This is a genomic window from Variovorax sp. GW821-FHT10B04, from assembly GCF_059415645.1.
The window spans coordinates 482,971-495,020 of the sequence record NZ_JBWKNQ010000003.1 but is presented as its reverse complement, the minus strand read 5'-3'; the positions used below and the strand labels follow the sequence as shown (position 1 = coordinate 495,020).

Sequence of the window (12,050 nt, the reverse complement as noted above, 5' to 3'; positions counted from 1 at the left end):
TTTTTTTTGTGCGGTGTGAGCTCAACGCGGATGCAGCGATCCGAGCAGGAGGATGGCTCCGCCGTCGACATCGGCGGCCCCTGCGGGGATCGACAGGCAAAGCAACGCTGCAGAAGCCAGCGAGGCGGCAATGGTGATGAAGAAGCGGTTCATGGCAGCTATTGTGGAAAGTCGGCGCTTCGCAACGTGTAGGTGCCCATCGAATGAGTGCGAACGCTTTTGCGCGGCGGCGGCCTCGGGAAATTGCCTCGCTGGATGGATGGTGGTGGGCTGGTCAGCCGCTGCGCATTGAACGCCCGCGCCGCAGCTTCCAAAAGGCGCGTGCGAAGAGCTTGTTCAAGTCCTGAAATGAGAAAACCCCGTAAGCCGCTGATCTTTCGAATCAACAACCTACGAGGTTTCTTTGTTGGTGGTGGGCCCTGAGTGACTCGAACACTCGACCTACGGATTAAGAGTCCGCTGCTCTACCAACTGAGCTAAGAGCCCCTGTGGAACAGTTTGATTACCGTTCCCAGTCAATCCCGCTATTATAGCCATGAATTCTGGCATTTGGCAAACGCCAGTCACATTTCGTGGACATGGCGTGTAAACGTCGTCTGCCTGACGATGGAGGATATCCGGGCGGAGATCACCGGCGAAGAAAAGGCTCCAGCGGCCTGCCGTGGAGCCTCAAGTCGGAATCGTGGTGGAGAGGATGAGGATCGAACTCACGACCTCCGCATTGCGAACGCGGCGCTCTCCCAGCTGAGCTACCCCCCCACAGAAAGAAATTCTAGCGAGACGATGGCGATCTGTCTCGCACCAGCGCCACGCCTTTCACATCAGCAGATGCTCACCTGCGTTGTCGCCGCCGAGCGTCACGTAGTTGACCTTGCGGATGTCCATCAGCGCCTTGCCGCCCGCGTAGCTGATCGAGCTCTGCACGTCCTGCTCCATCTCGATCAGCGTGTCGGCGAGCTTCCCCTTGATCGGCTCCAGGATGCGCTTGCCCTCGACATGCTTGTATTCGCCCTTGTTGAAGTCGCTGGCCGAGCCGTAATACTCCTTGAAGAGCGTGCCATCGACTTCGACCGTTTGGCCCGGAGATTCCTCATGACCCGCGAACAGCGAGCCGATCATGACCATCGAGGCGCCGAAGCGGATGCTCTTGGCGATATCACCGTGGTCGCGGATGCCGCCGTCGGCAATGATCGGCTTGGTCGCGACCCGCGCGCACCACTTGAGCGCGCTCAGCTGCCAGCCGCCGGTGCCGAAGCCCGTCTTGAGCTTGGTGATGCACACCTTGCCCGGGCCGATGCCGACCTTGGTGGCGTCCGCGCCCCAGTTCTCGAGGTCGATCACGGCCTCCGGCGTACCGACGTTGCCGGCGATCACGAACGACTTCGGCAGCTTCTGCTTCAGGTAGCCGATCATGTTCTTCACGCTGTCGGCATGGCCGTGTGCGATATCGATCGTGATGTATTCCGGTGTGAGGCCTTCTGCGGCCAGTTGGTCGACGGTGTCGTAGTCGGGCTTCTTCACGCCCAGCGAAATGGAGGCGAACACGCCCGCGGCATGCATGTCCCGTACGAACTTCAGGTTGTCGAGATCGAAGCGGTGCATCACGTAGAAATAGCCGTTCTTCGCGAGCCATAGGCTGATTCGCTCGTCCACCACCGTCTTCATGTTGGCGGGGACGACGGGCAGGCGGAAGCTGCGGCCGCCGAGTGTGACGCTGGCGTCGCACTCGGAACGGCTCTCCACGCGGCACTTGCGCGGAAGCAGCAGGATGTTGTCGTAATCGAATATCTGCATGGAAGACCAAGCTCCTGTTGACGAAGTGCGCCAGGGAGCAATTTCCGCTGGCGTGGGCGCTTGGTCCGGTCCCGGCCTGATCGCAGCGCCGCAGAATGCGGGCGCAAAAAAACCGGGAGCCAAGAAACTTGGGCCCGGTGATTGATTTTAGAGAGGGCGTGGCGTCTGCAAGCGGCAAATTCGGTATAGACCTTATTCGCGGGACAGCTTCCAGGCGCGATCCCCCGGAGGGCAGATCAGAAACGATAGCCCACGCCCACGCCGATCAGCCATGGATCGACCTTGACGGTCGACAGCTTCGTGCCGCCCAGGCTCACGTCCGTGCGGATCTGCACCTTCTTCACGTCGAAGTTGAGGAAGACGTTCTTCGCCACGGCGAAATCGACGCCCGCGCCCACCGCGAGCCCGAAGCTGTTGTGGTCAAGATCCAGCCGGCCGACGGTCGGCACGTTCAGGTTCACCGAACTGATGCGCGTGTAGTTCACGCCAGCGCCGACGTAGGGGCGGATCTGCGCATCGGGTGCGAAGTGGTATTGCAGCATCAGCGACGGCGGCAGGTGCTTGAAGCTGCCGATCGCCACGGGGCCGCCCAGCGCGCTCTGCTCGACGGTCACCGTCTGCTTCTGGGGCACGGTCAGCACGAGTTCGGTTGCGATGTTGGGCGTGAAGAAATAGGTGATGTCGACCTCGGGAATTGTCTTGTCGTTCACCGTGATCGCATCTGCCGGGATCGCCAGCGCACCGATGGCATCGGAATGATTGGCCGGGTCTATCCGCACGGCACGGGCGCGCACCAGCCAGTTGCCCTGTGCTTCCTGGGCTTGTGCGGGCAGGGCGATCAGAGCGCCGAGGGAGGCGCCCAGAAGTGTGCCGATCAGTGTGCGTGTGAGCTTCGTGTTCATGGTTCTTTCTCTCCAGTGGTGGCCGGCACGCGGGGCCGGCAGCTGGGATCAGTGTCGGCAGGCATCGCCATGCGTGTCTTGATCTGCCGCAAGACCCGGCCTCCGGTGTGCAGGTGCGATGGCCGTGTGCACGGACCTTGATGCAGGTCATCCATGGAAGACGCTGGCGCCGAAAGAATGCGCAGCAACGCAGCCCGCCGTCGTGACTGCCGTTCCAAGGAAACTTCATGATTCGCCGCCATACCGCCGCCCTTGCCGCCCTTGCCGCCTTCGCCGTCTCGGCCCTCGTCTCCATGCCCGTGCTCGCTGCCGACTGCAGCGCGGAGATCGAAGGCAACGACGCCATGCAGTTCAACAAGACCGCCATCGAGATCGGCAAGGGCTGCAAGGATTTCACGCTGAAGCTCAAGCATGCCGGCAAGCTGCCGAAGCAGGCGATGGGTCACAACTGGGTGCTGGCCAAGGCGGCCGACGTTCAGGCCATCGCCGCCGACGGCATTGCTGCCGGCGCTGCCCAGAATTACGTCAAGCCGGGTGACGCCCGCGTGATCGCGCACACCAAGCTGGTGGGTGGTGGCGAGAGCGACAGCGTGACATTTCCGGTGGCCCAGCTCGATTCGGCCGGCAGCTACAGCTTCTTCTGCTCGTTCCCCGGCCATTCGTCGTTGATGAAGGGCACATTGAAGCTCGTGAAGTAGATCGGCAGCGGCGCGTCGGACCCCGGCTTCCTACAATGGTCGGATGTCCCTTTTCGGCCCGCACGACGCTTCCCCTGGCGCCTCTTCTCCCGGCGCTGCCGCAGCGTCGCCGCTGTTGCAGAACCTCAATCCCGAGCAGCTTGCTGCCGTCACGCTGCCCGAAGGCAATGCGCTGATCCTCGCCGGCGCGGGTTCGGGCAAGACGCGGGTGCTCACCACCCGCATTGCCTGGCTCATGCAGACCGGCCGTGTGTCGCCGGGCGGCATCCTGGCCGTCACTTTCACGAACAAGGCTGCCAAGGAGATGACCGCGCGGCTCACCGCGATGCTGCCGGTCAACGTGCGTGGCATGTGGATCGGCACCTTCCATGGTCTGTGCAACCGGCTGCTGCGCGCGCACTGGAAAGTGGCCAATCTGCCGTCGACCTTCCAGATCCTCGACACGCAGGACCAGCTGTCCGCCATCAAGCGGCTGATGAAGCAGTACCAGGTCGACGACGAGCGCTTTCCTGCCAAGCAGACGCAATGGTTCATCGCCGGCGCCAAGGAAGACGGGCTGCGGCCCGGCGACGTCGAGACCCGCAGCGAAGACGACCGCAAGAAGGTCGAGCTCTACCGGCTGTACGAGGAGCAATGCCAGCGCGAGGGCGTGGTCGACTTCGGCGAACTGATGCTGCGCAGCTACGAACTGCTGCGCGATAACGATGCGGTACGCGAACACTACCAGCGGCGCTTTCGCCACATCCTGATCGACGAGTTCCAGGACACCAACAAGCTGCAGTACGCCTGGATCAAGATACTCTCGGGCCAGGTGGTGGACGGTCGCTTCGTGCCGGGCGCGCACAACAGCGTGATCGCGGTCGGCGACGACGACCAGAGCATCTATGCCTTCCGCGGCGCGCGCGTGGGCAACATGACGGACTTCGTGCGCGAGTTCAACGTGCAGCACCAGATCAAGCTGGAGCAGAACTACCGCAGCTTCAGCAACATCCTCGACTCGGCCAACGCGCTGATCAGCCACAACACCCGGCGCCTCGGCAAGAACCTGCGCACCGAGCAGGGTCCGGGCGAGCCGGTGCGCGTGTACGAGTCGACCAGCGACTTCGCCGAAGCGCAATGGATGGTCGAGGAGATGCGCCAGCTGGTGCGCGAAGGCATCGCGCGCAAGGAAATCGCAGTGCTCTACCGCAGCAATGCGCAGAGCCGGGTGATCGAGACGGCGCTGTTCAATGCGGCCGTGCCGTACCGCGTGTATGGCGGCCTGCGCTTCTTCGAGCGCGCCGAAATCAAGCACGCACTGGCCTATCTGCGACTGCTCGAGAACAAGGACGACGACACCAGTTTCCTGCGCGTCGTGAATTTCCCGCCGCGTGGCATCGGTGCGCGCAGCATCGAGGTGCTGCAGGACACGGCGCGGGTGGCCGGCCATTCGCTGCATGACGCGGTGAGTGCGGTCGGCGGCAAGGCGGGTGCCAACCTGTCGGCTTTCGTCGCCAAGATCGACGTGCTGCGCGAGCAGACCGTGGGCATCTCGCTGCGCGAAATCATCGAGCTGGTGCTCGACCACAGCGGCCTGATCGAGCATTACAAGGCCGATCGCGAAGGCGCGGACCGCATCGAAAACCTGGAAGAACTGGTGAACGCGGCCGAGAGCTTCGTCACGCAGGAAGGCTTCGGCCGCGACGCGGTCGCGCTGCCGATCGACGAACTGCGCCAGTCGCCGGCCAGCCAGGGCCTCGATCCGAATCTGCCGGTGGTCGATGAGCCGCTCGCACCCGACGCGGAGACCGGCGAGACGCTGAGCCCGCTGGCCGCCTTCCTGACGCACGCCGCGCTGGAGTCCGGTGACAACCAGGCGCAGGCCGGCCAGGACGCGGTGCAACTGATGACCGTGCATGCCGCCAAGGGCCTGGAGTTCGACTGCGTGTTCATCACCGGCATGGAGGAGGGGCTGTTCCCGCACGAGAACTCCATGACCGACCACGATGGCCTCGAGGAAGAGCGCCGGCTGATGTACGTGGCGATCACGCGTGCGCGCCAGCGGCTCTACATGAGCCATTCGCAGACCCGCATGCTGCATGGCCAGACGCGCTACAACCTCAAGAGCCGCTTCTATGAAGAGTTGCCTGAAGGCGCGCTGAAGTGGTTGACGCCGAAGAACGCCGGTTTTGCGCCGTCCGCCTTCGGTTACGGCGGGGGCTACGCGACGTCGGGCCGCGGCCAGGCCGGTGGGGGCGGCTTCAGCCGCGATGCGTTCGCCAGCCCGCCGGTGCCACCGCAGAAGGCCGCACCCTCACACGGCCTGCGCTCGGGCATGCAGGTGTTCCACAACAAGTTCGGTGAAGGGACCGTCACCGCCCTTGAAGGCTCCGGCGACGACGCGCGCGCGCAGGTCAATTTCCCGCGTCACGGCGTGAAGTGGTTGGCACTGTCCGTCGCCAAACTGACACCCGTCTGATCGATTCCGACGAGACTGGATCAAGGCCAGGAACACCACGGATCTGGCTCTGCCAGTCCGTCGGTGTTGCCCCCGGTAGGGGGGGGGTGAAGCGACACGAAGTGCGCGAAGCCTGGGGGCGAGCCCACTCTCTGGGCGAGCCTACTCTTTGAAGCTGTCCCTGAAGGTGCCCCAGGTGCTGGTGAAGAACATCGCCGCCATCACCAGCGCACCGCCCAGCATCACTGCGCCGCCGGCTGCCGTGGCGCCGTCGCCCATGCCGATCGCGCCGACCGCCACCAGCAGCGTCGCGCCGATGCTCAGCACCAGCCCTGCGCCGACGAAGACGCCGAACCAGGCCAGTCCGAACATCGTCATCGCACCGAAATTCCTGAAGCAGGCGACGAAGCTGAAGAACAGGCTCTTGGCGGGTGGCACGCGGTGCCAGTGCACCAGCGCCGGTGCGTGCCAGAACGCGAGCGACAGCGGCAGATACAACGCCATCGCGATCCACAGCGCCACCTGGAATTCGGTCTTCTCCGCCACCTCGCGGCTCAGCGCGCCGCCCAGCAGGTAGATGCGCGCGAACTCGCCACCGTCGGCGATGGCCGAAATCGCCATCACCAGCAGAAACAGCCCCGCGTACAGCGCGCCGAGCACCGTCATCGGCCGCACGTCGGCGCGCACTGCCTGAAGCGCGGCGCGGAACACCGTGCCTGCGGCCGGCTTCTCGGGGCTGCTCGCATGCGCCGCCGCAGCCATCAAGCCGAGCGTCATGGTCGGCAGCAGCATCAGCGCGAGCACCGCACCGATGAAGGGAATCTGCGAGGCGATGGAAACCAGCGCCATGAAGAAAAAGAAGAGCGAGACGAAGGCCAACGGCTGGCGCAGGAAGGTCTTGAGTCCGCTGCGGACCCAGGTCACGCCGGTACGGGCCGGCACAAGGTTGAGTTTCATCAGTTCAGTTCAGGCCGCCACCGGCTCGGGAATGTCCGCAGGCACCAATGGCGAGCGCACGCGCTCGCGCAGCACGCGTTCGAAATGGGTCGGATCGTGCGGCTTCAGCATGCTGGCCTCGCGCGGCAGATGGAAATCCCACAGCCGGGAAATCCAGAAACGCAGCGCGGCAGCGCGCAGCATGGACGGAAACAGCGCGCGCTCCGCAGCCGTCAACGGACGGACCGCGAGGTATGCGTTGACCAGGGCCGCGGTTCGTTCCGCGTCCTGCCGACCGCTCGGCAGATCGACGGCCCAGTCGTTCAGGCACACGGCGAGATCGAAGAGCCAGCTGTCGGTGCCGGCGAAGTAGAAGTCGAAGATTCCGCTCAGGCGTGGCGGGCCGTCGCCAGCGAAGAACATCGCGTTGTCCCGGAACAGATCCGCGTGGACCGGTCCGCGCGGCAGTGCCGCGAAGGTCGACGATCCGGCGACGTGGTTCTGGTGGGCGAGTTCCGTGCGCAGCAGCGCGGATTGGGCTTCGTCGAGGTAGGGCAGCACCACGGGGGCGGTGTCGTTCCACCAGGCCAGGCCCCGCAGATTGGGCTGGCTGCGCGAAAAGTCGCGGCCCGCGAGATGCATCCGCGCCAAGGTGCCGCCCAGCTCCGCGCAATGCGCCGTCGACGGCGCCAGCTCGCTCTTGCCGCTGAGCCGCTGGACCACGGCGGCCGGCTTGCCCGCGACCGTATGCAGCAGCTCGCACGGCGCACCGGGTGCGTCGCCGAATGCGTTGTCCGGCGCAGGGCGAACGCTTGGGTCGGCGAACGGTTCGGGCACGGGAATGCCGTGGCCGGCCAGATGCTTCATCAGGCAAAGGTAGTACGGCAACTGTTCGGCGCCCAGGCGCTCGAACAGCGTCAGCACGAACTCGCCCTTGTCGGTGGTCGCGAAATAGTTGGTGTTCTCGATGCCGCCTTCGATACCGCGCAGGTCGCGCAGCGTGCCGAGGTCGAGTCGCCGCAGGAGGGCGTCGGCTTCGTCGAAGCCGACTTCGGTGTAGACCGCCACGACGCTCAGAACTTCATCACGTTCCAGACCCGCGGGCCGTTGCCGCCGGTGCCGGTCTCGGATTGGCCCTGGCGCTCGCGCCCGCCGTCGTTGGGCAGCACGCTGTAGCCCGGAACATTGGCTTTCGGCTGGACCGTGATGCTTTGCGTCTGGCCGCCATAACGCTTCTCGTCGACCGATGCACCGCCGTCCTCGACGTGGATGTTCTCGATCTTCTGGTTCTTGCGGCCTTCCTCGCGCGCTTGTTGCTTTTCGTCCGGCTGGGCGGCGGAAGGCTGCGGCGTGGTCTGCGCGTGGGTTGCCGCGAAGGGCAGGGCGCAGGTCAGCGCAAACAGAAATTGGGCAATGGGGCGATGGAAGGACGGCATGGGCCGATTGTAGGTCCGGCCCTCCCGGGGCGCGATGTCGGCCCATGGCGACGGCGGGCGTGGTCGGCGGCCTGCGCCGCACGGCAAAATGCCCCGATGACCGACAAGAAAACGCTGCTGCTCGTGGATGGTTCGAGCTACCTCTACCGCGCCTTCCACGCGATGCCCGACCTGCGCGCCGTCCCTGGCGACCCCGCCAGCCCCGCGACCGGCGCGATCCGCGGAATGATCAACATGATGCAGGCCTTGCGCCGCGAAGTCCGCGCCGACTACGCCGCCTGCGTGTTCGACGCGCCCGGCAAGACCTTCCGCGACGAGTGGTATCCGGCCTACAAGGCGAACCGCTCCCCGATGCCCGACGACCTGCGTGGCCAGATCGACCCGATCCACCAGGTGGTGCGGCTGCTCGGCTGGCCGGTGCTGCACGTGCCGGATGTCGAGGCCGACGATGTGATCGGCACGCTGGCACGCACGGCTGCGCAGCAGGGCATCGAGGTGATCGTCTCCAGCGGCGACAAGGACATGAGCCAGCTGGTGGACGAGCACATCACGATCATCGACACGATGAACGGCAAGCGGCGCGACGTGGCCGGCGTGACGGCCGAGTTCGGCGTGCCGCCGTCGCTCATGATCGACTACCAGACACTGGTCGGCGACACCGTCGACAACGTGCCGGGCGTCGACAAGGTCGGCCCCAAGACGGCCGCCAAATGGCTGCTGCAGTACGGTTCGCTGGACGAACTGGTTGCGCACGCGGCCGAGGTCAAGGGCCAGGCCGGCGAGAACCTGCGCAAGGCGCTGGACTGGTTGCCGCAGGGCCGCCGGCTCGTGACCATCCGCACCGATTGCGATCTGACGGCGCACGTGGCCGGCCTGCCGTCGCTCGACGGCATCGCGATCGGGCCGCAGCAGGTCGATGCGCTGAAGGCGTTCTACGAGCAATACGGCTTCAAGAGCCTGGTCAAGACGCTCGAGACGCATGCGGTGCCACCCGAATTGATCGAGGAGAACAACCGCAAGAAGAAAGAGAAGAGCAAGGCCGGCGACGCCGGCCCGGGCCTGTTCGACGAACCGGTCGACAGCCTGGGTGACGAGGCGGCCGAGAAGGCCAGCAACCTGGCCTACGACACGGTGCTGGACTGGGCCATGTTCGACGCCTGGCTCGCGAAGATCGAGGCGGCCGATCTGGTCGCGCTCGACACCGAAACGACGTCGCTCGACGAGATGCGCGCCGAGATCGTCGGCCTGAGCTTCAGCGTGAAGCCGGGCGAGGCGGCCTACATCCCGCTGACCCATGACTACCCCGACGCACCCGACCAGCTACCGCGCGACGAGGTGCTGGCGAAGCTCAAGCCCTGGCTGGAAAACGGCGCGAAGAAAAAGCTCGGCCAGCACGTCAAGTACGACCGGCATGTGCTCGCCAACCACGGCATCGAGGTGCAGGGCTATGCGCACGACACGATGCTGCAGAGCTATGTGCTCGAGGTCCACAAGCCGCACGGCCTGGCCAGCCTGGCCGAACGTCATCTGGGCCGCAGCGGCATCGACTACGAAGACCTGTGTGGCAAGGGCGCGAAGCAGATCTCCTTCAGCCAGGTCGACATCGCCAAGGCGGCCGAATACTCCTGCGAGGACAGCGACCAGACGCTCGACGTGCATCTGACGCTCTGGCCGCAACTGGAGGCCAACGAGAAGCTGCGTTTCATCTACCAATTGGAGATGGACAGCAGCGAGGCGCTCTACCGCATCGAGCGCAACGGCGTGCTGATCGATGCGCCGACGCTGGCCGCGCAGAGTCACGAACTCGGCACGCGCATCATGCAGCTGGAGCAGGAGGCCTACGAGCTGGCGGGCCAGCCCTTCAACCTGGGCAGCCCGAAGCAGATCGGCGAGATCTTCTTCACCAAGCTGGGCCTGCCCGTCGTCAAGAAGACGCCGAGCGGCGCGCCGAGCACCGACGAAGAGGTGCTGGAAAAGCTGGCCGACGACTTCCCGTTGCCGGCCAAGCTGCTGGAGCACCGCAGCCTGTCGAAGCTCAAGGGCACCTACACCGACAAGCTGGGGCAGCTCGCGAATCCGCGCAGCGGCCGCGTCCACACGCACTACGCGCAGGCGGTGGCCGTGACCGGCCGGCTGAGCAGCAACGACCCGAACCTGCAGAACATCCCGATCCGTACCGCCGAAGGCCGGCGCGTGCGCGAGGCCTTCGTGGCGCCGGCGGGCAGCGTGATCGCGAGCGCCGACTACTCGCAGATCGAGCTGCGCATCATGGCCCACATCAGCGGCGACGAGTCGTTGCTGCGCGCCTTCACCGAAGGCATCGACGTGCATCGCGCGACTGCGGCCGAGGTGTTCGGCGTGCCGGTCGACCAGGTGTCGAGCGAGCAACGGCGCTATGCCAAGGTGATCAACTTCGGGCTGATCTACGGCATGAGCAGCTTCGGGCTGGCGAAGAACCTGGGCATCGAGACCAAGGCGGCGGCGTCGTACATCGACCGCTACTTCGCGCGCTACCCGGGCGTGAAGCACTACATGGACGAGACGCGTGCCAGCGCCAAGGAAATGGGCTACGTCGAAACCGTGTTCGGTCGCAGGCTCTATCTGCCGGAGATCAACTCGCCCAACGGTCCGCGCCGTGGCGGTGCCGAACGCGCGGCCATCAACGCGCCGATGCAGGGTACGGCGGCAGACCTGATCAAGCTCAGCATGGTCAAGGTTCAGGACGTGCTCGACGCGGAAAAACGCGCGACGAAGATGATCATGCAGGTGCATGACGAACTGGTGTTCGAGGTGCCCGAGGCCGAAGTCGAGTGGGTGCGCAGCGAGATCCCTCGGCTGATGGCCGGCGTGGCGGAACTCAAGGTGCCCCTGCTCGCCGAACTCGGCGTCGGGCCGAACTGGGACAAGGCACATTGAGCGTTCATCGTGCGATTGCGCCATATCGAAGTCTTCAACGCGATCATGCTCACCGGTAGCGTGAGTGCGGCGGCGCGGCTGATCAACATCACCCAGCCGGCAGTGAGCCGCACGCTGCAGCATGCGGAGCTGCAACTGGGTTTCCCGCTGTTCCAGCGGACCAAGGGCCGGCTCGCGCCGACCACCGAGGCGCTGGCGCTGCATCCGCACATCGAGAAGCTGTTCGCGCAGCTCGACGAGGTGCAGCGGCTGGCCACCAACCTGAAGACGGCCAGCGTGGCGGGCGAGTTGCGCATCCTGACCGTGCTGGCGCTCAGCTACGAGGTGGTGCCGCGCGCCCTCAAGACCTTCCGCGAAAAGCATCCGGGCATCGCGGTGACCATCGAGTCGCTGCATTCGCCGCAGATCATGTCGGCGTTGCTGCTGCAGCAAGCCGACGTCGGCTTCGCCTTCAGCCCGGCGCTGCATCCGGCCTTGACGCAGGAGTCGCTGGCCGACAGCCGCATGGTCTGCGTGGCGCCCAAGGGTATGCTGCCGCGCGCGCTGGTGCGCAACGGCTCGGTGGCGCTGCATGACCTGGCCAAGCTTCCGGTCGTCGGACTCGACAACCGCGACCCGGTCGGCACCAGCCTGAGCCAGGCCTGCCGCCAGGCCGGCGTGGGCTTCCAGCAGGCGGTGGTCACGGTGCAGACGTACCACGCGGCGCTGGCGATGGCGCATCACGGGCTCGGCGTGGCGCTGGTCGACGGCTGCACGGCCGGGTCCGCCGATCGTGCGAAGGTCGACGTGCTGGCGCTGGAGCCGCACATTCCGGTGCCTGTGCGCGCACTGCGCCTTGCCGGCAAGCCGGACTCGGTGGCCGTGCGCAGCATCACGCGTGCGATGCAGCAGGCCATCGCGCAGACGATGGGCTGACGGGCGCCCGGCGCGG

The 12,050-nt window shown here is 65.5% G+C and carries 10 protein-coding genes and 2 tRNA genes; 4 read left to right on the top strand and 8 right to left on the bottom strand.

The features are described 5' to 3' along the window. Nucleotides 1–21: 21 nt before the first annotated feature. The 5 genes from AC07PZ_RS10520 to AC07PZ_RS10500 form a co-directional block, all read right to left on the bottom strand. Complete coding sequence (locus tag AC07PZ_RS10520) at nt 22–153, bottom strand: hypothetical protein (protein ID WP_495294994.1); 132 nt, start codon at nt 151–153, stop codon at nt 22–24. A gap of 257 nt (nt 154–410) precedes the next feature. Further along, nucleotides 411–486 (bottom strand) — tRNA-Lys (locus tag AC07PZ_RS10515). A 197-nt stretch (nt 487–683) separates the two neighbouring features. Continuing rightward, nucleotides 684–759, bottom strand: a tRNA-Ala gene (locus AC07PZ_RS10510). Nucleotides 760–816: 57 nt separating this feature from the next. Next, entirely contained in the window at nt 817–1,794 is a 978-nt protein-coding gene (locus AC07PZ_RS10505) for a GMP reductase (protein WP_495294993.1), read from the bottom strand. A 236-nt stretch (nt 1,795–2,030) separates the two neighbouring features. Further along, a complete protein-coding gene (locus AC07PZ_RS10500) occupies nt 2,031–2,696 on the bottom strand; it encodes an OmpW/AlkL family protein (protein ID WP_495294992.1) in 666 nt (221 codons plus the stop codon). A 227-nt stretch (nt 2,697–2,923) separates the two neighbouring features. Here AC07PZ_RS10500 and azu point away from each other — a divergent pair, with 227 nt between their 5' ends. Together azu and AC07PZ_RS10490 are read left to right on the top strand one after the other, a co-directional pair. After that, nucleotides 2,924–3,394 (top strand): azurin, encoded by a 471-nt coding sequence (gene azu, locus AC07PZ_RS10495; protein ID WP_495294991.1) that lies wholly within the window; start codon nt 2,924–2,926, stop codon nt 3,392–3,394. A gap of 43 nt (nt 3,395–3,437) precedes the next feature. Beyond that, nucleotides 3,438–5,852, top strand: a complete 2,415-nt coding sequence (locus tag AC07PZ_RS10490; RefSeq protein ID WP_495294990.1) for a UvrD-helicase domain-containing protein — start codon at nt 3,438–3,440, stop codon at nt 5,850–5,852. A 141-nt stretch (nt 5,853–5,993) separates the two neighbouring features. Here the strand turns inward: AC07PZ_RS10490 and AC07PZ_RS10485 are convergent, their stop codons facing one another. Genes AC07PZ_RS10485 through AC07PZ_RS10475 form a run of 3 tightly spaced genes read right to left on the bottom strand, consistent with a single transcriptional unit; the run spans nt 5,994 to nt 8,203 of the window. After that, the gene (locus AC07PZ_RS10485; RefSeq protein WP_495294989.1) at nt 5,994–6,788 is read right to left on the bottom strand and encodes a BPSS1780 family membrane protein; all 795 of its coding nucleotides are present in this window, start codon (nt 6,786–6,788) and stop codon (nt 5,994–5,996) included. 9 nt (nt 6,789–6,797) lie between these two features. Continuing rightward, nucleotides 6,798–7,835, bottom strand: coding sequence for a homoserine kinase (locus tag AC07PZ_RS10480; protein WP_495294988.1), 1,038 nt, complete (start codon nt 7,833–7,835; stop codon nt 6,798–6,800). Nucleotides 7,836–7,840: 5 nt separating this feature from the next. Continuing rightward, nucleotides 7,841–8,203, bottom strand: coding sequence for a hypothetical protein (locus tag AC07PZ_RS10475; RefSeq protein ID WP_495294987.1), 363 nt, complete (start codon nt 8,201–8,203; stop codon nt 7,841–7,843). Between the two features lie 96 nt (nt 8,204–8,299). Here AC07PZ_RS10475 and polA point away from each other — a divergent pair, with 96 nt between their 5' ends. Both polA and AC07PZ_RS10465 read left to right on the top strand, forming a co-directional pair. Further along, nucleotides 8,300–11,119 carry a DNA polymerase I gene (gene polA / locus AC07PZ_RS10470; protein ID WP_495294986.1) on the top strand — a complete coding sequence of 940 codons (2,820 nt, stop codon included), beginning with the start codon at nt 8,300–8,302 and terminating at the stop codon, nt 11,117–11,119. A 9-nt stretch (nt 11,120–11,128) separates the two neighbouring features. Next, the gene (locus AC07PZ_RS10465) at nt 11,129–12,034 is read left to right on the top strand and encodes a LysR family transcriptional regulator (RefSeq protein ID WP_495294985.1); all 906 of its coding nucleotides are present in this window, start codon (nt 11,129–11,131) and stop codon (nt 12,032–12,034) included. The last annotated feature ends 16 nt before the right edge of the window (nt 12,035–12,050 follow it).